The sequence below is a fragment of the Lacticaseibacillus songhuajiangensis genome, assembly GCF_003946025.1.
GTDB classification, from domain to species: Bacteria; Bacillota; Bacilli; order Lactobacillales; family Lactobacillaceae; genus Lacticaseibacillus; species Lacticaseibacillus songhuajiangensis.
This window is the reverse complement of sequence record NZ_RHNR01000006.1, coordinates 15,712-39,842: the sequence shown is the minus strand read 5'-3', so window position 1 is coordinate 39,842 and position 24,131 is coordinate 15,712. Positions and strand designations below refer to the sequence as shown.

The following is a 24,131-nucleotide window of genomic DNA, read 5'->3' as shown; positions in this document are numbered from 1 at the left end:
TGTTTTCTTTCCTACAAAAACGCCATAACATAATAATGGATTTAAAAGATCATTCTATTTGATCAAACTCGTTTGCGTGGTGCAAACAGGAGTAAGGGAATACTGGGAAAGGAAGCAGATTTGATGATGAAACATCATGCATTAGTAACAGCGATTATTGCGATGGGAGCAATTGGGGCGTGGCAGGCACATGTTGAAAAACCGGTAGCCGCAGTGACAACATCCAGTGCGATTCCAAAGACGACTGCAACGGTTGATTACATTAAGGGTTACGGGATTACCCTGACAAAGAACGGCAAGCGCGGTAAGTCTATTCAGACTGGTACCCGGTGGACAACTAAGAAAAAGGTTTATTCCGGTGGCCAAATTTACTACGACCTTGGTGGCGGGCAGCTTGCCAATATTAAGTACATGACCATCACTGGTGAGAACAGCGTTCAGACTTATAAAGGTGTTTTCCATCTGGCGTACAATTCTGCAGTTCTGCGCAGTGCGGCGGGCAAGTATGCGGGCCGTTCATTGAAGGCGAATACCAATTGGCAGGTCTTTAAGCAAACCATGGTTGACGGGAAGGCTTATCTCAATTTGGGTGGCAATAACTGGATCAAGAAGGCCAATGGTTACCTTAAGTCGGATAAAGGTCGCGGGAACAAAACTTTTACCGCTAGTCCCACACCGGGAACCGTATTTCAAGCCAACGCTGACCAGACGTTAAAAACGGTGAAGCCGTTTAAGAGCAATCACTACGTTCCAAACAGTAGCAAAATTAAGCAGGCCTTTATGGCGCTAGTGGCACCTAGTCGCTATGGGGTGGTTGCGCTACCCGCCAGTGCAAAATCTAAGAACGGCTGGTGGTCGTTAGCCGATGGAACTGATCTCATGCAGTCGCACCGCACGGCTACTGCTCACGGTTACTTTTCATCCGACAAAGAAGTGGCAAGGTCACTTTACAAGCAGATGATGACGTCGGGCATGGCAAGTGATTTTGCCTACCCAGCTAAGTATTACCGAATCAGCATGACTTCTAGTGGCAAGATGAATGGGTACAGCGGTTCAATTCGAGCCAAGGCAACAGTGGATGTGTTCAACCCGTGAACTGATTGAGCCCCAAACCAGGATTAAATGTATCCACAAGTGAAATGACTAGTGAGGAATAATTGATGATTAAAAAGTTGATGGTAATTAGTGGCCTCGTCTTGACCTTAGCAGGCTGCGGAAAGCAGGCCACCACTAAAAAGAGTAGTGCATCTTCGTCAGTCAGCAGTTCAAGACCAGTAGCGACAACATTGAACTACGATAAATTGACCAAGAAGGAACAAAAGAAAGTCGGCTTTGAATTCAAGGCGGTTAAGGCGAGTGTTAACGCCGCAACGTACAGTATTAACATGACGGTTCGTAACCGAACAAACAAAACGGTGCGTTTTGATCCTAACGATTTTTCACTAAATGTCCCGTCAGATGATAGCGGTAATAGTAAAGTTGCCAGTAACGTTACCGGTAAGCTCATCGTTAATCGGGGCAAGAAGGCGACGGTGAAATCTTTGTTCATCAACTTGGATGAGCAATACTTTACTTCTGCCGGTGAATTTTTCTACGCGCAGAAACGTTTTCCGCTCGCCTATTCGTACCAAGCCAACATTGGTAGCGGCGTCAATTCTGATAATCTGCACGATGCTAATTTGATTAGCTTAAATCAGAAGAATCAAAGCACAACGACTAATAGTTCAAGTAGTCAAACAGCCGCGTCTAGCAGTTCAAAGGCCAGTGAGACGTCCAAGAAAACAGCGGCTTCCGCCAGCAAGTCAAACAGCGCACAGTACACCGGTAAGCAGTTAGCACTGATTGCTCATTACGCCTTTTTCTATTCTGCCAGCGCAAACCAATCTGCTTCTGAAGTTGCTCAGAATTTGCAAAATGATTTGGAAATTGCACTATACGGTAGTGGCACAAGCACAAGTGGTGCTTCATCCGCGGGGACAGGTCCTTCATACGTCAAGTATGCCGTAAGCGGTGACGTGATGACGTTGACGCACCCAGCCACGAACGCTGGCAATGACGGCTCCACAGCCACTGTACGCATCAGTCAAATTGCGCCTAAAATTTTCACCGGTGCCAACGCAGCACTTGCACAAAAAGTCATTGCGCACATGCAGGATGAATAACTGTTGAGTTGAGGGGAAAACAAATGAAAAAAATTGCGCCTATTTTGGTCCTGGTTGCTGGTTTATTAACGTTGAGCGCTTGCACGGCGGCTAAGTCGAGTCAGTCAACAAGTAGTCAATCGAAAACGAAACTAGTCACCAAATCCTCCAGTTCGTCTCAGGAGAAAACATCACTGCACACTAAGCAAAAGGCAGCCGTTCAATCCTCGAGCCAGTCTACGGAGACCAGTCCCTGGAGTCAGCAAAAATCCGAGCGGCTAGCAACATTCATGAAGCAGTGGGGCAAGAAGATGAACCAGTCCTATGTTGCTTATACGCCTGGGCATAATGTGAACTTCTACGGCATTCATGAACCAGACGACTTGACAACAATGCCACCGGCAGTGAATGAACAGAAAGTGGCCATTAAGTGGTCAAATGATGGTAAAGTCGACACGGGTGTTTACGCGCTCGTGGCTGTATATTCAGATGCGGAAACCGCAGCTTACGCTGATCAACATTTGTACTTTTTCACCATTTACAACAAGCAACCAGTCGTTCTCATTACGATGCAGAACCAGGGAAATGAGAACAACTGGTTGTACTTCACGAAGACCCAGAATCGCGACGTCGCGGATGGGTTTGCTAAAATTGTAAACCAGTAATCAAAATTAAACGTCGAACCTGCTCGCTTAAGTGAGTTTAGTGGTCACTTGACATTAAGGTTTATCCTACCTATACTCACACAGTTAGGACATGCTCCGCCCGCCGGCTCACCACACAGAAAGGACTGCATCGCTGAAAGCAGTCTGGTCCGGCCTGGGGAGTGCTCCCTGATGTCAGTTGAAGATAATTAATGAAGTGGTTAACGATGAGCATCGTTGCAATCAAGGTGGTACCGCGCGCAGGCGTCCTTGAAATGCAATGGTGCTCTTTTGTTTTCCGCAAGGAGGAAGCTATTTAATGAAACAAATGACCAGCGCTGAAGTGCGCCAGAAGTTCTTGGATTTCTTCCAGAGCAAAGGGCACTATGTTGAACCAAGTGCCAGCCTCGTGCCTAAGGACGACCCCACACTGCTGTGGATTAACTCCGGGGTTGCGACCCTGAAGAAGTATTTTGATGGTTCCGTGATTCCGGAAAACCCGCGGATTACGAATGCCCAGAAGTCCATCCGGACCAATGACATTGAGAACGTCGGCAAGACGGCGCGCCACCACACCTTCTTTGAAATGCTCGGGAACTTCTCCGTCGGCGATTACTTCAAGAAGGAAGTCATTCCGTGGGCCTGGGAATTTTTGACCGACCCGCAGTGGCTCGGTCTCGACAAGGATAAGTTGTACATCACCGTTTACCCGAAGGACCAGGAAAGCAAGCAGCTCTGGGAGAAGACCGGTGTGCCGGCCAGCCACATCTTCGAAGTTGAAGACAACTTCTGGGATATTGGTGGCGGCCCTTGTGGTCCTGACTCTGAAGTCTTCTACGACCGTGGTCAGAGCTTCAACAACGTCGCTGAAGACGACCCTGAGAACTACCCTGGTGGCGAGAACGAACGCTACCTAGAAATCTGGAACATCGTGTTCAGTCAGTTCAACCACCTGCCAGACGGCCGTATTGTCGACCAGCCGCACAAGAACATTGATACCGGGATGGGTCTGGAACGTGTCGTTTCGGTGATTCAGAACACACCAACCAACTTCGAAACCGATCTGTTCATGCCAATTATCAAGCAGACCGAAGAACTGTCTGCGGGTAAAAAGTACGGCGCGAGCGCCGCTGACGATGTCTCCTTCAAGATCATCGCCGACCACGCCCGCACGGTTACTTTTGCCATCGGTGACGGGGCCTTGCCTAGCAACGAAGGGCGCGGCTACGTGCTACGGCGCCTGATTCGCCGGGCCATCGTTAACGGCAAGAAGCTCGGGATTAATGAAGACTTCCTCTACAAGCTGGTGCCAACAGTCGGTAAGATCATGGAATCTTACTACCCAGAAGTGCTGAAGAACAAGGACTTCATTCAGAAGGTCATCGAATCTGAAGAAGCCCGCTTCCGTGCCAGCCTTGACGCCGGCATGAGCATGCTTGACGGCATCATGGCCAAGCTCAAGAAGAACGGCGAGAAGCAAATTAACGGGAACGATGCCTTCTTGCTGTTCGATACTTACGGCTTCCCCGTTGAAATGACGAACGAAATCGCTGAAGACGATGGTCTGACCGTCGACATGGACGGTTTCAAGGCCAACATGGAAGCTCAGCGTGCCCGTGCGCGTGCCGCTCGCGGTAACGCCCAGTCCATGGGTAACCAGGACACTACGCTGATGGACATCAAGACCGACTCCAAGTTCACTGGCTGGACCAGTGTGCACGAAGACGACGCTGAACTGACCGACATCGTTGTTGACGACGCCGCACAAGACAGCGTTGAATCTGGCAGCGCCCGCGTCGTGTTCGCCAAGACACCGTTCTACGCCGAAATGGGTGGCCAGGTGGCCGACCACGGGACCGTGAAGGATACTGACGGCAATGTTGTCGCAACCGTGACGGACGTGCAGCATGCGCCAAACGGCCAGAACCTGCACACGCTGACTGTCAGCGGCAAGCTGGTTAAGGGTGCCAAGTACATGCTGGACGTGGATACGCAGCGCCGCCACAAGGTGTCACTGAACCACACCGCAACCCACTTGCTCGACCAGTCCCTGCGCAACGTTCTCGGTGAGCACACGCACCAGGCCGGCTCCCTCGTGGAACCCGACTACCTGCGTTTTGACTTCACCAACTTCGGTCAGGTGACGGAAGAACAGCTCCAGCAAGTTGAACAGATGGTTAATGAGCAGATCTGGAAGGCTATGCCAATCACCGCCATTGAAACTGACATTGAAAGTGCCAAGAAGCTCGGCGCTATCGCCGTGTTCGGTGACAAGTACGGCGACGTGGTGCGCGTGGTTTCCATCGGCGACTTCAACAAGGAATTCGATGGTGGGACCCACCCAAGTAACACCAGCGAACTGGGCTTGTTCAAAATCACCAGCGAAAGCGGCATCGGGGCCGGCACGCGCCGGATCGAAGCCGTGACCTCCAAGGAAGCCTTCGAATACCTGTCTGGCCAGGCGGAAACGCTCAAGCAGACGGCGGGCGAGCTGAAGGTAGCGAAGCTTGACGACGTGCCTGAAAAGGCCAAGAGTCTGCAGAAGGAACTGAAGGATGCCCAGAAGGACATCGCTGCTCTGCAGAGTAAGATTGCCAGTCAGGCTGCCGGCAGCATTTTCGAAAGTGCCGAGCAGGTTGGCGACTTCTCCCTGATTGCCAAGGAAGTGCAGGTTGCGGGCATGAACGAACTGCGTCAGCTGGCTGACCAGTGGAAGGAAAAGGGTGCGTCCGACGTGCTCGTTCTCGCGGTCAACGCCGGCGGCAAGGTGAACCTGCTCGCTGCTGCCAGCAAGGATGCCATCGCCAAGGGTGTGAAGGCCGGGAACCTCATCAAGGCCATTGCGCCAATGGTTGGTGGCGGCGGTGGTGGTCGTCCCGACATGGCCCAAGCCGGCGGGAAGAATCCAGACGGCATCACCAAGGCACTCGCCGAGGCGAAGAACGTTCTCGAAAACGCTTAACATTGGTTTGTACTTTTGTGCACTATCAAGTAAAATAAACGTGAACGCATAAGGAATAGAGGTGTGTAGTATGAGTTCATTAGACCAAACAGTCCATTTTGATTTTCGGGATAACGACTCCAAGAACGTCCGTGAAACATTGAAGACGGTGTACGCAGCGCTGGAAGAAAAGGGTTACGACCCTATTAACCAGATTGTCGGCTACTTGCTATCAGGGGATCCGGCGTACATTCCGCGCTACAACGACGCGCGTAACACGATTCGGAAGTTCGAACGGGATGAGATTATCGAGGAACTCGTTCGTAACTACCTCGGAAAAGAGAAGCAATGACCAGACTCATGGGGCTGGACGTTGGGTCCAAGACAGTTGGCGTTGCGTTATCTGATCCGTTAGGGTGGACGGCGCAAAGTCTCGAAATCATCCCGATTGACGAGAATGCTGGAAACTTCGGTATGGGACGCATCAAACAACTGGTGAAGGAACATGACATCGCGGGGTTCGTGCTGGGCTTGCCCAAGAACATGAACAACAGCGAGGGTCCGCGCGTTGAAAAGACGCGTGAGTTTGCTTCGCGACTCGACAAAAAGTTCGGTTTGCCCATCGATTTCATCGATGAGCGTCTAACCACAGTGTCTGCCTACAAGGTGTTAATCGACGAGGCAGATGTTTCACGGCGCAAGCAGAAACAAGCAATTGACAAGCTTGCCGCCCAGTTCATCTTACAAAACTATCTTGATGCGCGCGGCAAGTTGACCGCGCTTGCGAAGGAGGATAACAATGGCTGAAAAAGAAGAAATTCGCCCAGGCGAAAACGATCAGCAGATTACTCTTATCGATGACAAGGGTAACGAAGAGCTGTACAACGTCCTCTTCACCTTTGACTCTGAAGACTACGGTAAGTCATACGTACTTCTTTACCCAGAAGCTGCTGAAGACGATGATGACGAGGTGCAGATTGAGGCCTTCTCATACACCCCTGATAAGAATGGGGATGCCGCAAGCGGCGACTTGTTCCCAATCGAGGATGACGATGAATGGTCCATGGTTGAGGAAGTGCTGAACACTTTCCTCGCCGATGACGACATGCAGTAAGTTACCGCAAGGAAAGGCTGGCGCGCAAGCGCCGGCCTTTTTGCGTGGAGATACAAAAACCCCAGGACGCCGAGGGGCGAACTGGGGCATGAACGAATGCTTAAGCATACATTGTAAGTGCCAGTTGAACGAACACACGAACAATTATATGCTATAGGTGTTCAGGAGCTAAGAAGTAGCAATGGCATTAACCATTGTGGCCAATAAAACCGAGTAGCTCAAGGAATTCGGTCATGACTGTCACCTTCTTTACTTTTGAATGTGGGCGCCGAGCCCTCAGGAGTGTCCTACCACCTCTGAGAGTTAGGCGTCTTTGTTCAACCATCATTATCGTATTACGATAGTATTTAAAAATCTAGACGGTCTCCCGTTGCGGTGTTTGTTGAATTATTTTGTACATAATAGCCGATGTTGTTTTGCTTTATGCAATAAAATGTACTCCGAGATAATGATTTTGGGTACCTTTTTAACCCTGAGTAAACGGGTCGTGTTCGGTAGTTTGAGCTTCACATTAATAAATTGATTCGCAAAGGAGGATTGGGACATGGCGGAACAGTTCAATTTGGGTCGCTTCATGAAGTCTTATCGTGAACAGCGGCACATTAGCTTGCGTGCTGCATCCCCCGATGCGGCTTCGACGCTATCACGCTTTGAAAACGGCAAGACACGAATCAGTGGTGATCGCTTGCGCTCGGTCATGCAAAGGGAGGGCGTGCGTTATTGGGACTTGCAGCAACACGCAATTGAGTATTTATCGCCCTTCAAACAATTGATTGATCGCTTGTATATCACCCGCTTTGATCAGCAGTCAGGTGCTGCCCCGGAGGCGGTACGTCTTTACAAAGCGCGCACGCATGGCGCATCTAGCGAATTAGTAGATGTTGTTGCAGCTATTCTTTCAACGCGGCAGGAAGCCTTGCAGACAGACCAGGAACAGCTGCTGATGCCAGCAGAGCAAGAGCGGATTCAGAACATATTATTTCGGGCGCGCGATTGGATAATTTTTGACTACGGTCTATTATGGTTGGCCGCACCGCATCTAGATTCACCTACACTGAAGCGTAGTTTCAAGCGCGCGGTCATCCAGCAAAGCGATGCAATGCCGGCGTATAACGATTATTTTGTGCGGGTGCTGCAACGCGTCTTCTTAATTTTACTGAGCCGCCGTGATGAAGAAGCCGTCGAATTATGCGGGCCGCAACTTAAAAAAGCCGCATTAAACGGCTATGATGGTGAGGATTCGCTCACCATTCAATTTCTTGATTTGGTGATTCAACCGTCATCAGTCGCTGACAAACGCCAGAATGTGAGTCAATTTCTGGACAAGCTGAAGTTGCTGGAACTTGACCATATGCGCGCATATTTTGCCGATTTGGCAACAAAAGTAATTCGGGACGTACCCGGGACGGAGGCATAGCCATGGCAACACAAACCTTGAACGCGCTAGTTAAACACTTACGCCATGATCGTGGTGTCACCCTTGAAGACATACGTGGCGATTGGTCTGTTGCCAGTATGTCCCGTTTTGAGCATGGCGATATTGAACTAGCGGATAGTGTGATTGCGCAGATGGCGATTCCTTTGGGGCTAGATTACGAGGACTTAATTTACAGACTGATACTATCAGAAGACAACCTGGAAGATTGGCGTTACCTTGCCTCTGAGGATTGGAACGAAGAGAACGCGGTGCATCTACTGACCCAATTAAATGCCCTGAAGGTTCCAGGAATGCGTAACGATTTCTTAGCGGTCGCAACTGCCGTCATCAAAGAATTGTTGAGTATTCATGATGAAGGTAGACAAAATATGGCCCCTGAAGTAGTTGCCCAGCTCGACCAGTATTTGGCCAATATTACAGAATTTAGCCGCTTAGAAGGGATGCTTTTCAGCTTGAGCTTGGAGTATGTTCCGTTAGCGACTGGTTGGCAATGGGTTGCACGGCAAATTAAGATGATGGATAAATTGGCCGTTGAACCGCAAGTAATTAGACGAGTGATTTCGTTTTGTGCAGCCATCGGAGAACGCGCGGCTATAGAGCGGCAGCTTGACATCATGGGCAAAGCAACCGCTGAAATGCGGTGTCTTACTCAGACTATTCCTGAGAATGCGATGCAGCGATACAACTTGGTATCGTTGGAAGCCTTGCACAAGGATTTTGCTGACCCCTCGCCGGCAAATCATGCACACTTGATTGCAGTGATGAAGGCGGGAGCGTTAATTTTTGCGCCAGAAGTTCACCAAAGTATTGTGCAATATACGATTGCACAGGGATGGGCAACTGCTGAAGATTTTCAGTAAATTGATTGGAGAAGACTGCTATTTGAGATATGCACACAGAATTTTTGCGGGTAGCACGTCTTTTTTTCTCAACACATTTTGTTGTGATGAATTAGCGAATTGATGAGTAATCGGTCTAAATCACGCCCTAATTGTGCCCGCCCCGCACTCTATGGTAAAATGAGCGGTAAAAACATGACTAGTGAGGAGGCGGAGACTGCATGGCAGAGGAGAAACGGCGCTATAAGGCGACCATTGCCGGGAAACATTACACCTTGATTGGCCCCGGTAGCACGCAAGAGTTCGATGCGGTCACGAAGATGCTCAACGAGCAGCTTGACCAGATTAATCGTCTCCAGCCGGATATTAGTACTGAAGATGCCGCAATTCTGCTGGCATTCAACGCCCTAGCGGACCAAGTGAAGGCGTCGGCGCAGCAAATTGTTGATCAGCAGGAAGCTTGAGGCGTGGAGATTAGATGTTAACTTTAGTAATTGTCGCGTTTCTGGCGTACTGTTTTTACGCCGGCGCGCGGCGCGGAATGGCGTTCCAGGCCGCTTACACCATTGGTTACCTCGTGAGTGCCATGGTTGCCGGTGTGCTCGCAGGGGTTGTCCGCCCCTTACTCAATTTGTGGGTGCCATATCCGTCCGCAACCATTAATAGTAAGTTCGTTTTCTTTGGCAATGACGTCGCCTTGAAGCTGGATACCGCCTTTTACTACGGCATCTCCTTCCTCTTCGTCTTCGCAATCTGCTGGGCATTGGTGCACCTGCTCGCACTTTCTGTGAAGGAACTGGAGTATTTTGACTACGGCGACGAACTCGTCAACAAGCTCGCTGGTGGGGTGCTTAACCTGCTGTGCGGCTATGTCTTCATGCTGTTTGTGCTGTTCGTGTTGGCCCTCGTGCCGATTAACGGCCTGCAAAACGTGCTTGGACATTCGGAAGCGGCTGTACTGATGGTGCGGTACACCCCCGTACTGTCACATTTTATCGCCAACTGGTGGATTGCCGCCTGAGGCTCGACACACAGAAGGGACCCGGACAATTTGTTCGCGTCCCTTTTTTCAGCAATAAAGAGGAATAAAAAGTGCAAAAGAAAATACTCACAACGCTCGAATTCGAGCGCATTCGTGCTGCCTTGATGCAGCACACCGTTACCGCAAAGGGTAACGAAATCGCCAGCCGCCTGGAACCGCGGGCTAATCCCGAGAAGGTGCAGGAGATGCTGGACGAAACGGCCGATGGGGCCAAAATTCTGCGACTGCGCGGCGGCATTCCAATCCCGTCGCTACCAGACATCAGCCAGAGTCTCAAGCGCGTCCGCATTGGCGGGGTGCTCAACGGGGAGGAACTGTCCGGTATCAGCCGGGTGCTGCAGACCGTTAGCACGCTCGTCGACTTCTTCGATGACTTGTCCGAACTGGTGGAGCTGCGCCGCTTGTACACGCTCAAGGATGAGCTGAGCGACTTACCCGCGCTGACCCGCCGGTTGAAGCGGGCAATTGACGACGATGGCAACGTGGCCAACGAAGCCAGTTCCGAACTGGCCGGCGTTCGGCGCGCCATTAAGGCAATTGAAAGCCAGATTCGTGACCGCATGGAAGGCTTCACCCGTGGTGCCAGTGCCAAGTACCTGAGTGACCCGATTGTGACGATTCGCGACGACCGCTACGTGATTCCGGTGCGCGCCGAAAACAAGAACCGCTTCGGCGGTGTGGTCCACGATCAGTCCGCTTCGGGCCAGACGCTGTTCATCGAACCAGAAGCCATTGTCAACCTGAACAACAATCTGCGCGAGGCGCAACTACGCGAACAGCGCGAAGTCGCCCGCATTTTGGCTGAATTGTCGGCCGCGGTGGAACCAGAAATTGATTCGATCTTCGGCAACGCGCGCGTCATTGGCTATCTGGACTTTATCAACGCCAAGGCCAAGTACGCGGCGGCCATTAAGGCAACTGAACCGATTATTGATCCGAACAACGTGGTTGATCTCATTCAGGCACGGCACCCGCTGCTGAACCAGGAGACGGTGGTGGCCAACGACATTAAGCTCGGCGGCGATTACCAGGCGATTGTCATCACGGGGCCTAACACCGGTGGTAAAACCATCACGCTGAAGACATTGGGACTGGTCGAAATCATGGCCCAGTCTGGTTTGTTCATTCCGGCCCATGAAGAAAGCCGCGTGGCGGTCTTCAGTAACGTCTTCGCGGACATTGGGGATGAGCAGTCGATTGAACAGAACCTGTCGACCTTCTCTGGCCACATGGCCACCATCATCGATATTCTGAGCAAAATTGACGCCCGCTCGCTCGTGCTTTTTGACGAACTGGGTGCCGGGACCGACCCGCAAGAAGGGGCAGCGCTGGCCATCAGCATTCTGGATGCGGTCGGCGAAGTGGGGAGCGATGTCGTAGCGACAACACACTACCCAGAACTGAAGCTCTATGGTTACAACACGCCCAAGACGATTAACGCGTCGATGGCTTTTGACGTCGACACCTTGCAGCCAACCTACAAGCTGCTGATTGGGGTGCCTGGGCGTAGTAACGCCTTCGACATCGCCAGCCGTCTGGGTTTGTCCGCCAGCATCGTTGACCGCGCCAAGTTGCTGATTAGTAGTGACTCGCACGAACTCAACGACATGATTTCTGACCTGGAGAAGGAGCGCCAGGCTGCGGCCATGACCGACTCTTCTCTCCAGCAGGAGCTGGACAAGACGACGCAGCTGCATAACGACCTCAAGAAGGCCTACGATGACCTGAATAAACGCCGCGACAAGCAGCTGCGCGACGCCCGTTCGCAGGCCAATGCAATTGTGCTGAACGCGCAAACCGAAGCGGACAAGATCATCAAGGACCTGCGCAAAATGCAGCACGATGCGCCGCGGGTAATTAAGGACGACAAGCTGATTGCGGCCAAGACCAAACTCAACGGTCTGCATGAGGACAACCCGCTCGCCAAGAATAAGGTACTGCGTAAGGCCAAGAATAAGGTGGCTTTGCACGTTGGCGACAACGTCAAGGTGCTGCAGTACGGCCAGAACGGAACGCTGATTAAGAAGCTCGACAACAAGCAGTGGCAGGTGCAGGTCGGCATCATCAAGATGGCGGTCGCTGAAAACGGGCTGGAGAAGCTCGGCGCCCATGACGGCGAACCTAAGGCCAAACGCCACATTCCATCCGTTAAGGGCGCAGTGGGCGGCGGCCCCGGTACCTCACTCGACTTGCGTGGCAAGCGCTATGTCGAGGCGATGGCGGATCTGGACAGCTACATCGATGCGGCCTTGCTCGCGAACTATCCGCAGGTCACGATTATTCACGGGCTCGGGACTGGTGCGATTCGCAACGGGGTCACCGAGTACCTGAAGAAGAACCGCAATGTCAAGAAATTCGGCTACGCACCGGCTAATTCCGGTGGTAGCGGGGCAACGATTGCCGTGTTCAAGTAAGGCTACCTTCGGTGTGAGAACAGCTGGGCTCCGCGTTTGAGAACTACGCGGCGGGGACCGCTGCAGCCGGCTTTGCCGTCTTCCGCTGGCAGATTTGCCGAGGCCCACGCCAAATCTGCGCTCCCGAGAAAATGAGCGGTGTACACCCGGCTAAATTCATGCCGGGTATACACTGCTCATTTTCTTTGCGCCACTTCGTTCCCAAACGCTCCGTCCAGCCCTTCCCACGACTAAGTGGTGTTGCCCTGACTTAGTAACGTTCCGCACCGATTGGCTTACCTGAATTCGCGAGTAGAAGCCTTGTTACTAAAAACTACATGAAGGCGTCACATAAGCTGTTGTTAGGCAGACGGCAGGGCCGGCTGAAGCGGTCCCCGCCAGCCCGTCCCCGTTCGTGGAGCTAATCCGACCCAATCCCGTTCCCAATCAAACAACTAATTTGGTTACGTCACCGCGTTTTGCTAGAATTAAGTTATGAACAGCTGGATGAATTTTGTACGTCTTCTGCGCAAAGCTTTACTTTTGCAAACAAATCTCGTACAATTAACTTACCTAAAGTAAGAGGGAGGAACAAACAATGGTTAAAGTAGTAACAGATAACGATTTTGCCGCTGAAACTGACCAGGGTGTCGTCTTGACCGACTTCTGGGCAACATGGTGTGGTCCTTGTCGTATGCAGTCCCCTGTAATTGAGAAGCTCGAGGGCGCTAACGATAAAGTAAAGTTTACCAAGATGGACGTGGATCAGAACCCCGAAACGCCAAAGAACTTCGGCATTCAGGCAATCCCAACCCTCATCGTGAAGAAGGACGGCCAGGTCGTTGAGAAGCTCATTGGTTACCACACCAAGGAACAGCTCGAACAGACCCTTGCTAAGTACACTGACTAAATAAAAGGCTGTGACAAAAGGCGGTTAGCCACCGGTATACAAAGACGGTCCAGCTAGAATCCCGAACTTAGGATTCTAGCTGGACCGTCTTTGTATGTTAGGTGGCCCTGCGGTGTCCGTCTCACTACGCGCTAAAGCGCTAGGTCGACTGGCTGCCTTTTGGCACGCGACTGCGTAGTAAAGTCAATGTGCCTGACAGTCAACGGATGTATGCATGTGCTTAACGGTCGCGGCGGGTTGCCGAGATAATCGTCTGTTCCTCACTCGGGTCAATGCTCAAGGTCAGTTCAACGCTGCCACCGCGTTTGTCGACGTTGCTGGCGGCCTCGGTGGTCATGCCGAGCACTTGTTGTACGAGTTGGGCAATCAGACCGGCTTCAAACTGAAAGTCTGCTTCCGGGAAGTTCTTGATCCGCGTCGCAACAACTTCTCCAGACAGGGTGTATGTCCGCAGCTTGACCTTATTTTTGTTCAGGGTCAGGGTGCCTAAGCCCAGCTTGGCAAACAAGTCGGGAATTTGTTCATCGGTGACCGGAACGCGCGGCGCTAAGTCGCGGCCCGCGAAGTACATGATGCCGCTGGTTTTGGCGCCCAGCAGGTTGGGAATCAGCACGTCCCGGAGCATCTGTTGCCCAAAATATGGGGTCTCTAGTTCTGAAGTCATCAATTCTGTATATTGTGTGTCAGCCATGGTGGCGCCTCCTAATTTCACCTAATAGTATACAGAAAGTTTGCACTAAAAGCAGTAAAGCCGTTTTAATATTTTGCTATAACTGCGCAAATCGGAATGATTATGCGTGCAAGACTTGCTTTTCGACTGCAAGCGGTTAACAATGTAGTTTCAGGCATTATTCGAAACAGTCAACTGCGTTTGTCGCACCGGTGCCGTTTGGGTAGCCATACCAGACGCGCGACGGCTGCGCACAGTCGACATGATATTCAGCAGATAACACAGAAAGCGTGGTAGAGACATTGAACAATTCACCAATTGGGTTTATGGACTCCGGCGTGGGTGGTTTGACCGTTGTGCGCGAGGCACTGCGGCAGCTACCACATGAAGACATTATTTTCATCGGCGACCAGGCGCGCTTGCCTTACGGGCCGCGGCCCGCAGCTCAGGTGCGCGAGTTCACCTGGCAGATGACGAACTTCTTGCTGCGCAAAGGCATCAAGATGCTCGTGATTGCGTGCAACACCGCCACTGCAGCGGCTTTGGAAGACCTGAAGGCGAAGCTGCCGATTCCCGTGATTGGCGTCATCGTACCTGGCTCGCGCGCTGCCGTGAAGGCGACGCGTAGTGGCCGCGTCGGCGTCATCGCCACGGAGGGCACAGTGGCAAGTGGTGCCTACCAAAAGGCCATCAATAAACGCAACGAAGACATTGACGTCTTCAGCCTTGCCGCCCCGAAGTTTGTGCCGGTAGTCGAGAGCAATGAGTACCAAGATCCAATCGCCGAGCGCATTGTGGACGAAACGCTCGCCGCAATGCGCGCCAAGGACGTGGACACGCTGGTCATGGGCTGCACGCACTACCCACTTCTGCGGCCGTTCATCCAAAAGGCGATGGGCGCGGATGTGAAACTGATTGATTCCGGCATGGAGACGGTTAGCGAAGTATCAGTGCTGCTGGACTACTTTGATTTGGCGAGTGCCAAGCACACGCGGGGCAGCCGTGAATTCTACACGACGGGCAACCCGCAGATGTTCAAGGAAATTGCCGGTAGTTGGCTGAACATGGATGATTTGCAGGCAAGTCACGTCGACATTACCGGTGAAGCCAGGGATTACCGTGATCCCGCACTCGATGAGGGCAACACCGTGGTGGTCGCGTCCTCAAACAAGGGCAAAATTGCCGAAATTAGTGAGTTCTTCGCCCAGCGCGGGGTGCAAACCCGCGGCTTAGATGAGTTCCCAGACGTGCAAGAAGTCGCAGAAACTGGGACGACTTTTGAAGAGAACGCGCGGCTGAAAGCTGACGGCTACAGCAAGCAACTCGGCCTGCCCGTGATTGCGGATGATTCCGGATTGATGGTCGACGCGCTGGACGGGGCGCCTGGCGTCTTCTCCGCGCGGTATGCGGGGGATGGCCACAACGATGCGGCCAACAACGCGAAGCTGCTTGCTAGCCTCGCGGACGCCGAATCGAAGAGCCGCACGGCACACTTCCACACGACGATTGTATTGGCGCACCCGGACCGCCCCGATGAGGACGTGGTCGCGAACGGGGATGTGGCCGGTGAAATCGGCGTGATGCCGAAGGGCGAGAACGGTTTCGGTTACGACCCGTTCTTCTTCCTGCCGGAATTGGGCAAGACGATGGCCGAACTGACACTAGACCAGAAGAACACAATCAGCCACCGCGGTCGGGCGCTGCGGGAGCTAGGGGATAAGTTGAATTCAAGGGGGATTCTCTGATGCGGATTTTGGCAGTAAGCGACACGCACGGTGACAAGCTGATTCTGGAAGAACTACTCACGCAGTATCCAGATTGCGCGGCGTACTTCTATGCCGGCGACTCGGAGCTGGAAGCCAGCAGTTCAGTTTTCAAGACCTATCAGGCGGTGGTCGGCAACATGGATTGGGATGACAGTTTTCCCAAGACTTTGACCACCGATGTGAACGGACTGCGCGTCTTCATGACCCATGGCCACTACTACGGCGTACGCAGCGGCCTGGACCAGTTGCTCGATGCCGGTGCGGCGGCAAACGCGCAACTGATTATTTACGGTCATACGCACGTGGCGCTGGCCGAACAGCACCGCGGCATTGTGGTGGTGAACCCGGGCAGTATCTCGCAGCCACGCGGCCCGCTGGCCAAGTTGGGCGGAATGTACGCACTGATTGATGTTGATGACCAGCAGATTAAGGTGCAGTTCGGGACCCGCAATGGCATGCAGCCACAGCTGACGCAGGTGTTTACGCGCTAAGCCCCCGGAGGCCAGAAGATGATTCGCAAAATTACACTGGATGACGCGCAGATTTTGCTCCGGCATTACGCGCAAGATCATCCCGCACACCAGGCGCTTGTCGACCACGCTGAGAACCTTGGCGGCGTGTACAGCGACGGCACCTTACGCGCGGTCTGGACCCACTGGGTCGACAGCTTGCACCCAGGACTGTTGACCTTCGCCGCCGCATTTGCCCGTGATGTCACCGATTATTCGCGCGTTGGGGTGCAGGTGCTCGCAGAACTGATGGCTGAAGCCGGCCGCATGCGCGGCCTAATGTTCGCGGATACCGTGCCGGCCAGTGACTTTGGCCGCTGGCTGCTGACGCAGGACTTTCGCGCTGTCATGTTGTCCACGGCTACGCGACTGGATTTGCAAAATTTACAGTTGCCCGGCTCAGTACCGCCGCAAGCAGGTCAAGTACTGGCCGGTCGAGCGGTGATGCGGGATGACCAGCTTGCGCAGCAGTTTTTGAACCTCACTTGGCAGCAGTTTGATGATACGCAGCGCGCAGTGCCCATTGAAGATTACGACGAGGAAACCTGGAGTCGGGTGGTGCTTGACCGCTTGCTGACGACGGCACCCCTAGTGCTGCTGCAAGATGGCACCGTGCAGGCATACGGCTTGTTGCGCCGTAACGCTGCGGGTGAGCTCCTGCTCGGTTGGAAATGGGCGGCTAATTTGGATGCCATGCGCCAATTTTTGCCGACCGTGATTACTTTTGCGCAGAACACAGGGGCGCCGGTGCTGAACGGCGTGTTCGCGTCCAATTCCGAATGCGACCAGCTGGTGTGGGATTTGTTGCCGTGGCAACCGGCGCCGACTCGAAACCTGCTCGTGCGCATGAACGCGGGACTTGATCAAGACGACGGAAAGACGGGGCGCGGCTAATGCAGATTGAACATGTGAAACTGCCGGCTGTGGAAAATGTTTTGTTTGCTGCGCCGCAGATTGTGTTGCGCAGTCTGCGCAAGCACGCTCGGCATCTGGAGTTGCTCCGGGATGAGGGCGAAGTGCGTGCAGTGTGGACGACTTGGCGCGCAAAGAGTCGCCCCGGCGTTTTGAATTTTGCCGCGTACTGCCTGCCGGGAAAAGGTTTTGCCGAGCGTTATGGACGCAAAATTACGGCGCACCTCTGGACGCTAGCGGGACCGAACGAAGCGCTGCGCTGTGAAGACGCCTTGCCGCGGACAGAGTTCACGCGCTGGCTCGTTGCTAACGAAGCTTTCATCGCCGACCGGATGCGGGCGGTAGCGCGAATCGACGCGCAAACGCTGCAGATGCGGCCGCAAAAGGTGGCTGCGGGACGGGTACTCAGCTATCAGGATCTGCTGCAGCGACCGCAACTTTTAAATGAATTCGCGGTGAAGCTCTACCGGCGCGTGCGGCGGGAAATGAACTTGAACGCGGGTACATTGAACGCGCGCACCGTGCTCCGTAAGTTGGGTGAAGTCCAGATTGCCAAGGCGCCACTACTGCTGCTGGCAGATAGTGAAGTTGTGGCCTTTGCGGTCACCACAGTGGTGAAGGGCGGCGCGTGCATTCAGGTCATGAGTGCGCGGGAGACGACGGATATGCACACCTTACTCCCCTTTGTCTTCGATTACTTGCGCCGGATATATCCGCAGGTGTCGCTGATCTGGCGCTCAGACGATAATTTGAGTGCTTACGTTCGCCGCTGGTTGCCGCTGAGTCCCGCACCAGTCATTGAGACCTTTTATGCATTGCGGCCGTACCGACTGACGGAAATGTAGCAATTCAATGGATTAAGCGCACCGTCAAGCCAGCATAACCTGCTGGTTTGGCGGTGCTTTTGCCTTTTGCTGAGACATAGTCTTTAAATTTTGTCCCAAAATAATGATCAGACAGTGTGCTCGACCGCATTATCCGTTATGCTTAATTAGATAATATCTCGAGAAGAAATGGCGGCGAAATTGTGCAAAGAACACGAATGCGGGCGTGGCTCAAAGGCGGCAGTCCGTTCATAGTGATTGGGCTGGTGAGTTTGCTGGTGGTGCTGCCCCAGCTGCTAAACCACAGCATCATCTTGGGTGTGGATTCGATTTTCCACTTCAATCGATTCTACGAGGCGGCGATGCAAATTCAGCACCACAACCTCTCTTATTTCCAGAGTAACTATGCCTTTCAGCAATCCGGCCGCATTGTGACCGCGCTTTACGGCCCATACCTCACCTATGCAATTGGCTGGCTCCTACTGCACCTGGGCGGCTGGTTCAAGTTGGAACTCGTGCTTGGTTTTGCGCTGGAGTTCATCGCCGGTAGCGGCATGTACGTGCTCGGCCGCAAGTTGCGCGCAAGCCGCTTTTGGGCGACCAGCATGGCACTGGTGTTCATGCTGGCGGGGTGGGTGCCGACGTGGCTGACCACGCAGGAATTCATGGCCTGGGGTGCGGCGCTCATGCCTTGGGTGCTCATCCAGGGCGTCCGGATGGTGCAAAACCGTAGCAATCCGATTGGTGTGCTGCCACTGGCCTTCAGTATGGCCATTCTCGTGCAGACGCACGCCCTTAGTTCGCTGCTCGTGTGTGTGGCCCTGGTGCCTTTTGCCGTGGTTGGTTTTGTCCGGACGACGAACCGCTGGCGTTTTGCCGGCCACTTTATGCTGGCAGTCGGACTAACACTGCTTCTGACGGCCAACGTCTGGGGCGCGCTGCTGGAGGTTTTCGGCACGAATCACGTGATGGCGCCGTACATGCCGCTTAATTCCGGTACGTACACCAGCAAGCTATCCTTCGGCAGTTATGGCCGCGGCACGCTGGGTGGCAGCCTCGGGCTCGTCTGCACGGTGCTCTTTTGCGCCGAGATTATCAGCCTGCTTTTGCGGCGCCATCGCGAGCTGATGGAAACCTTGCTCGCGGGTGTGGGGACGGTGTTCCTGCTGCTGGCCAGTCCGCTGGTCCCGTGGAACCGCATTGTCGCGAAGTGGAACGTGGTGGGCTCTTTCCTGCAGTTTCCGTCGCGTTTTGCTGCCGTTGCCGCAGTGTTGCTACTCGCGGCACTGGGCATGGGGCTCACGCACCTGAGTGGTGAGCTGGCAAAATTCAAGCCGCACGACTTGTTGCAACGCGCGCTGCGTCTGAGTATTGTCTTCGGCGTGGTGCTTCTGGCTTACCAAACGGTCAGTGACGTGGCCCGCAGTGCTGAGGCTTGGAACAAGCCTCAGGTCCTGCAGTCGACTGCGAGCGTGACGCTCAGCGCGGACGATATGCAGGAGGTGCGCACCGCGTTCATGAGTCCGGACCTGGCAGCGGGACTCAGCATGGTGGCGAAGGGGACGCCGGACTACCTGCCGGTACCTAGTGAGTCTTGGCAGTGGTTCCAGGACAACAGTCAGTACCGCCTCTACCACGATCAGCTCGTGGCGCTCACGACATCCAAAACGGCAGAGCCCGGACAGATTGGTAAGAAGATTGATAAGGCAGCGTACAAGCTTTACAACCAGCTACTGGATGAGGCGAGTCCCTACGCGATTTACTACCAGCAGATTACGCAACGCAACGCCAAGTACCGAAAGACAGTGCTTAGCGGTGGCAAGCTTCGCGTTAGCTGGACAGCTAAGAAGCGTGACGTTGTGCAGATTCCCGCTGTGGCATACGAGAATACGCGGGTGTGGCTGAACGGTAAATTGCTGCACCGGAGCGATTATGACCGTAGTGACATTGGGGCAATCATTACTGCCCAACACAAGGGGACAAACGTCATTGAACTACAGTATCGCGAGAGTGCGCGGACGCGCTTCTTGCTGCTCCTGGCACCGCTGGCGTGGATCGGCCTACTGATTGTGGCCGCGTGGTATTGGTGGCGCAAACGGCGAATGGCTGTACGTACAAACTAATTCATTGCTGGAATTGATGGTATTAAAAATGCCCGCCTCGGTTTGCGCCGGGGTGGGCATTTTGTGTTTCATTGGTTTACATGAAGATGAACTTGTACGTTGCGACCGCGGCGATACCGGCCACGATTGGGGCAACGACTGGAACCCAGGAGTAACCCCAGTCGGAGTTACCCTTGTTTTTCAGTGGCAGGAGGGCGTGCACGATACGGGGACCGAGGTCACGCGCAGGGTTCAGGGCAGGTCCGGTTGGGCCCCCCAGACTGGCAACCAGTGTGGCAACCAGGAAACCAAGCCCGAAGTGGGCAATCCCGATATCCTTAGCGAAGAATGGTGCCTTGGTAATCCCGAGGGCACCGAGAATCAGGATGTAGGTCCCGAAGAATTCGTTGAGGAAACCATTCAGCTTGTCCTTGGTTGCGTCGATGGTCGCGAAGGTCCCCAGGATGTGCTGGGTGTTGGTCGTCAGGTCGTAGTGCGGCTTGTAGGCGGCAACCACGATGAGCTGGCCGACCATGGCCCCGGCGAACTGAACGAGAATGTATGGCAGAACGTCGCTCCAAGGGAAAAGCCCGGAAACGGCAAGCCCGAGGGTGAAGGCGGGGTTGATGTGGTTACCTGAAATTGAACCGAACATGAGGGCGGGAATCAGCACACCACAGCCGTAACCAACCGCGATGAGCATCCAGTCAGACCCGTTACCCTTGGTCCCCTTCAAGTCGACGTTGGCAACGGCACCGTTACCAAGCACAATCATGATGGCTGTCCCAATGAATTCGGCCGCTAACCGCACTCCTAAAGCGTATGTCACTGTATTTTCCTCCTAGAAAATTGCATATAATTAATTAAAAAGCTTCCAAAATTGTACCAGAGAAATGGCCGTCTGTCGCCTCACTTTTGAAGATTAATCGAATGTTAGCGCTAACTACTGTATTTTTTGTTCGGAGCGGGTAGAATATACTGAAGAGTCTGAGGAAACACACGGCAAAGAAAGGACGACACAATGATTGATCCTGCGATTAGTAATATGTTAATGGAGAACAAGGAACACTTCCTGATTCCCGCATCACGGGTTGCCACCCTGGAGGCTGACAACTCGCTGACCCACGCCTTTCTCGTGCTGACTAAAGTCCGTTACTCCAAAATCCCGGTTGTTGCACGCGGCGACAAGTTCATTGGTCTCATCTCGATGCCGATGATTACGGATACCATGCTGGGACTAGAAAAGCTGGATGTGGACACCCTTGACGAACACTGCGTAAACGACGTGGTGGACAAACAGGTGGCAACGATTGAGAATCCTTACGATATTGAAGAAGTGATGCATTTGCTGGTGGATAATCCCTTCTTGCCGGTTGTTAGTAAGGAGGGCGAGTTCACCGGGATTGTGACCCGCCGCGAATGGATGAAGAGTTTCAACTTCCTTGCGCACAACTTGGATAAGGAGTTTGAACTCGTGCCGAAGGTGAAGGCGGAGAATACACGTGACTAGTTAGTCGCTCGTATGCGACGTTTACAGTAAAATGCCTTGGTACCAGGATTATGAGCATTAACCTGTCATATTACGACCAGTTAATGGGCTGAAAAAAGTTTGTGTAAACTAAAAAGGGAGGCTGTGCCAAAAGGCAGCCACTTGTACTCAATGCTTGCTACGCTGTCCATTTTGCTAAGGGCGGCAAAGCCGCACAAGCAAAAGTGGCTAGCATTGTTAGTACAATGGACACCGAAGGGCTCCCTAACATACAAACAAGCACCGGCCAGAATCCTAAGTTCGGGATTCCGGTCGGTGCTTGCTTGTATATCGGGAACTAACCGCCTTTTGGCACAGCCCCTTTAGTTTTACAGCATTTGTTTGTTGCTCGTCTGCAAATGAATGCCTGCCTGGGTCAAAGCATCGACGTAGGCAGTGAGGTAGTGGCGCTGCATGGCCGCTTGCTGACCGGGTTGCGTCGTTAGCAGCACCTGGTAGGAGAGACCGCCCCACTTAGTTTCGTTGAGTCCAAGCAGTTGCGGCTGCGCGGTAATTGGGTTGGCGCTTTGTGCCTCCTGCTCGTTGACGGTGCGCAGGACCTCTTCCACGCGTGGTGTATCCGCCGCAGCCGCGATGGGGATATTGACGGTGATCTTCATCGCGTTGCGGGACAGGTTGCGCACGATGGTGATGTTGCGGTTGGGGATGTAGTTGAGCGTGCCGTCGGTGCTCTCCACCTGCGTGGTGCGCAAACCAACGGCCGTGACTGTGCCGGCGATTTCGCCCAGCTGCACACTGTCACCGACGTCGAGCTGGCCTTCAAGGATAATGAAGAAGCCATTCACAAGGTCGCTGACGAAGCCCTGGGCACCAAACCCAACGGCCAGGCCAACGATTCCGGCCCCGGCAATCAGTGTGCCAATGGGGATGCCAATGACCGTCAGGAAGCTGTAAGCGTAAAAGAAGATCAGCACGTAGCTGAAGGTGTTCAGCGTGAGCGCCGCCATGGTGTCGGTGCGGCCGGCGGTCTCCACACGTGCCTTGTAGTGGCGGAAGGAGCGCTTGATCAGGTAGCGCCCGACGCGCCGCAGGAGCCAGAAGACCAGCGTAATGATGATGAGCTGCACGCCGCGGCTAATGACAGTGTCCGTAATGTTTTCCCAGTTAATGCGGGAAAAATAATTGATGAAAGCATGCGTTTGTTTGGTTGTTTTATCCAGGGCATCTAAGAAAAGCACCCAATCACCTCGTTGTTATTGATGCCTTCAAGTGTAGCAGAATTTTGCAGGGCAATAAACGGATTTTTTTGGCAAAATGTGGTCAAAAAATTGAATGCGCATTCTTTTGATGATATTCTAGAACCAGGTTTCTGAACCAAAGAAAGGATGGTGTGGCATGACACTTGGACAAGTCGCGGGACTAATTGCGGCGATTGCATTTTTAATTATCGCACTGGCAGTTCTTATTGTCGGTTGGCAGATTAGTCGAACGATTAAGGAAGTTAAGCCAACCGTTGGGGAAGCACGGCGGACACTGAACGTCGTCAACGATGAACTTGGCACCTTGACCCACGAGGTCGAAGCATTGCTCGTTAAGTCAAACGAGCTACTTGAGGATGTCAATGGCAAGGTGGCAACGATTGACCCAGTCTTTACCGCAATGGGGGATCTTGGTGAGAGCGTCTCCGAGCTGAACGAAGCGGCGAAGAACTTGAGCACCCGGGTTAACCAGACCGCAACATCTGCGAAGAGCTCCATGGCGGTACGCGCCGGCTCGGCAGCATTTTCTATTCTGAAAAATCAACTTAGCAAGGATAAGAAATAGGAGGACACACGATGTCGAAGAATTCGAACTTTGTATGGGGTTTCCTGCTCGGGACCGCCAGTGCACTGGCCGCGAACTACCTGCTCGCCCCAGCCAACACCAAGGCCTTGAAGGAAAAGCTGGAAAACAGTGGTAGTGAACTCGGCGATCGCGCCGCTGATTACTACGAATACGCCAAGGACGCTGCAACTAGCTTGCGCGGTAGCGCCGAAGAGCTCGTGACTGGCCTCAAGACCAAGTTGCAGGGCGACGACGACTTGAACCTCGATGATTACGATGAAGAAACTGCCGAATTGCGCAGTGCTGTCATCGAATCCGATGACGACGAAGACAACGATGATGATGACTTTGATGACATCATCGTGGACGGCAAGAGTGCTTTTGCCCAGGCGAAGGACGAAGCCACACCAACTGCTGAAGACGTCAAGCCGGAAGAAGCCGCAACTGCTGAAGAAACTGTTGCCGCTGAAGATGAAGCTGCTGATACTGAAGCAGAAAACGACGAGCAGTAATGAAGAAGAGGGGCGCAAAGCCTCTTTTTTTTGCCCTATTTTCCGGGAAATAGTGGTCCGT

General features: G+C 53.2%; 24 protein-coding genes. 21 read left to right on the top strand and 3 right to left on the bottom strand.

Going from position 1 to position 24,131, the window contains the following annotated elements:
• Window positions 1–123 precede the first annotated feature (123 nt).
• From EKM97_RS02995 to trxA, 13 genes are all read left to right on the top strand, one after another.
• Window positions 124–1,095, top strand: coding sequence for a hypothetical protein (locus EKM97_RS02995; RefSeq protein WP_125570799.1), 972 nt, complete (start codon window positions 124–126; stop codon window positions 1,093–1,095).
• Window positions 1,096–1,160: 65 nt separating this feature from the next.
• Window positions 1,161–2,162, top strand: coding sequence for a hypothetical protein (locus tag EKM97_RS02990; protein WP_125570798.1), 1,002 nt, complete (start codon window positions 1,161–1,163; stop codon window positions 2,160–2,162).
• 23 nt (window positions 2,163–2,185) lie between these two features.
• A complete protein-coding gene (locus tag EKM97_RS02985; protein WP_125570797.1) occupies window positions 2,186–2,806 on the top strand; it encodes a DUF4767 domain-containing protein in 621 nt (206 codons plus the stop codon).
• 298 nt (window positions 2,807–3,104) lie between these two features.
• The gene (alaS, locus tag EKM97_RS02980) at window positions 3,105–5,747 is read left to right on the top strand and encodes an alanine--tRNA ligase (protein ID WP_125570796.1); all 2,643 of its coding nucleotides are present in this window, start codon (window positions 3,105–3,107) and stop codon (window positions 5,745–5,747) included.
• Between the two features lie 70 nt (window positions 5,748–5,817).
• Entirely contained in the window at window positions 5,818–6,078 is a 261-nt protein-coding gene (locus EKM97_RS02975) for an IreB family regulatory phosphoprotein (RefSeq protein WP_125570795.1), read from the top strand.
• Window positions 6,075–6,533, top strand: coding sequence for a Holliday junction resolvase RuvX (gene ruvX, locus EKM97_RS02970; RefSeq protein ID WP_125570794.1), 459 nt, complete (start codon window positions 6,075–6,077; stop codon window positions 6,531–6,533). Before EKM97_RS02975 ends, ruvX begins: the two co-directional genes overlap by 4 nt.
• Window positions 6,526–6,840, top strand: a complete 315-nt coding sequence (locus tag EKM97_RS02965; RefSeq protein ID WP_125570793.1) for a DUF1292 domain-containing protein — start codon at window positions 6,526–6,528, stop codon at window positions 6,838–6,840. The genes ruvX and EKM97_RS02965 overlap by 8 nt, the downstream gene beginning before the upstream one ends.
• Before the next feature lie 544 nt (window positions 6,841–7,384).
• Window positions 7,385–8,257, top strand: a complete 873-nt coding sequence (locus EKM97_RS02960) for a helix-turn-helix domain-containing protein (protein WP_125570792.1) — start codon at window positions 7,385–7,387, stop codon at window positions 8,255–8,257.
• Window positions 8,258–8,259: 2 nt separating this feature from the next.
• Window positions 8,260–9,138, top strand: a complete 879-nt coding sequence (locus tag EKM97_RS02955; RefSeq protein WP_125570791.1) for a helix-turn-helix domain-containing protein — start codon at window positions 8,260–8,262, stop codon at window positions 9,136–9,138.
• A 200-nt stretch (window positions 9,139–9,338) separates the two neighbouring features.
• A complete protein-coding gene (locus tag EKM97_RS02950; RefSeq protein ID WP_125570790.1) occupies window positions 9,339–9,581 on the top strand; it encodes a cell division protein ZapA in 243 nt (80 codons plus the stop codon).
• A 14-nt stretch (window positions 9,582–9,595) separates the two neighbouring features.
• Window positions 9,596–10,138 carry a CvpA family protein gene (locus EKM97_RS02945; protein ID WP_125570789.1) on the top strand — a complete coding sequence of 181 codons (543 nt, stop codon included), beginning with the start codon at window positions 9,596–9,598 and terminating at the stop codon, window positions 10,136–10,138.
• Between the two features lie 71 nt (window positions 10,139–10,209).
• Window positions 10,210–12,573 (top strand): endonuclease MutS2, encoded by a 2,364-nt coding sequence (locus EKM97_RS02940; protein WP_125570788.1) that lies wholly within the window; start codon window positions 10,210–10,212, stop codon window positions 12,571–12,573.
• Window positions 12,574–13,150: 577 nt separating this feature from the next.
• Window positions 13,151–13,462, top strand: coding sequence for a thioredoxin (gene trxA, locus EKM97_RS02935; RefSeq protein WP_125570787.1), 312 nt, complete (start codon window positions 13,151–13,153; stop codon window positions 13,460–13,462).
• A gap of 220 nt (window positions 13,463–13,682) precedes the next feature.
• On the opposite strand, the gene EKM97_RS02930 is transcribed toward trxA, so the two are convergent.
• Window positions 13,683–14,153: a DUF2507 domain-containing protein gene (locus tag EKM97_RS02930; protein ID WP_125570786.1), complete on the bottom strand. Its 471-nt coding sequence runs from the start codon at window positions 14,151–14,153 to the stop codon at window positions 13,683–13,685.
• Window positions 14,154–14,434: 281 nt separating this feature from the next.
• Between EKM97_RS02930 and racE the strand changes: the two genes are divergently transcribed.
• The 5 genes from racE to EKM97_RS02905 all read left to right on the top strand — a co-directional run bounded on the left by racE (window position 14,435) and on the right by EKM97_RS02905 (window position 20,266).
• Window positions 14,435–15,877 carry a glutamate racemase gene (gene racE / locus EKM97_RS02925; protein ID WP_125570785.1) on the top strand — a complete coding sequence of 481 codons (1,443 nt, stop codon included), beginning with the start codon at window positions 14,435–14,437 and terminating at the stop codon, window positions 15,875–15,877.
• The gene (locus EKM97_RS02920) at window positions 15,877–16,389 is read left to right on the top strand and encodes a metallophosphoesterase (RefSeq protein ID WP_125570784.1); all 513 of its coding nucleotides are present in this window, start codon (window positions 15,877–15,879) and stop codon (window positions 16,387–16,389) included. Before racE ends, EKM97_RS02920 begins: the two co-directional genes overlap by 1 nt.
• Before the next feature lie 18 nt (window positions 16,390–16,407).
• Window positions 16,408–17,301 carry a hypothetical protein gene (locus tag EKM97_RS02915; protein WP_125570783.1) on the top strand — a complete coding sequence of 298 codons (894 nt, stop codon included), beginning with the start codon at window positions 16,408–16,410 and terminating at the stop codon, window positions 17,299–17,301.
• Window positions 17,301–18,164, top strand: coding sequence for a hypothetical protein (locus EKM97_RS02910; RefSeq protein WP_125570782.1), 864 nt, complete (start codon window positions 17,301–17,303; stop codon window positions 18,162–18,164). Before EKM97_RS02915 ends, EKM97_RS02910 begins: the two co-directional genes overlap by 1 nt.
• Window positions 18,165–18,346: 182 nt before the next feature.
• Entirely contained in the window at window positions 18,347–20,266 is a 1,920-nt protein-coding gene (locus tag EKM97_RS02905; RefSeq protein WP_125570781.1) for a hypothetical protein, read from the top strand.
• A gap of 76 nt (window positions 20,267–20,342) precedes the next feature.
• Here EKM97_RS02905 and EKM97_RS02900 read toward each other — a convergent pair whose 3' ends face one another.
• The gene (locus EKM97_RS02900; protein ID WP_125570780.1) at window positions 20,343–21,074 is read right to left on the bottom strand and encodes an MIP/aquaporin family protein; all 732 of its coding nucleotides are present in this window, start codon (window positions 21,072–21,074) and stop codon (window positions 20,343–20,345) included.
• A 192-nt stretch (window positions 21,075–21,266) separates the two neighbouring features.
• On the opposite strand from EKM97_RS02900, the gene cbpB reads away from it, so the two are divergent.
• Window positions 21,267–21,755, top strand: a complete 489-nt coding sequence (cbpB, locus tag EKM97_RS02895; RefSeq protein WP_125570779.1) for a cyclic-di-AMP-binding protein CbpB — start codon at window positions 21,267–21,269, stop codon at window positions 21,753–21,755.
• A 347-nt stretch (window positions 21,756–22,102) separates the two neighbouring features.
• Here the strand turns inward: cbpB and EKM97_RS02890 are convergent, their stop codons facing one another.
• On the bottom strand, window positions 22,103–22,972 hold the full coding sequence (locus EKM97_RS02890) for a mechanosensitive ion channel family protein (RefSeq protein WP_225419200.1): 870 nt from the start codon (window positions 22,970–22,972) through the stop codon (window positions 22,103–22,105).
• 157 nt (window positions 22,973–23,129) lie between these two features.
• Between EKM97_RS02890 and EKM97_RS02885 the strand changes: the two genes are divergently transcribed.
• Together EKM97_RS02885 and EKM97_RS02880 are read left to right on the top strand one after the other, a co-directional pair.
• Window positions 23,130–23,558: a DUF948 domain-containing protein gene (locus EKM97_RS02885; RefSeq protein ID WP_125570778.1), complete on the top strand. Its 429-nt coding sequence runs from the start codon at window positions 23,130–23,132 to the stop codon at window positions 23,556–23,558.
• An 11-nt stretch (window positions 23,559–23,569) separates the two neighbouring features.
• Window positions 23,570–24,070 (top strand): YtxH domain-containing protein, encoded by a 501-nt coding sequence (locus EKM97_RS02880; protein ID WP_125570777.1) that lies wholly within the window; start codon window positions 23,570–23,572, stop codon window positions 24,068–24,070.
• Window positions 24,071–24,131: the final 61 nt, after the last annotated feature.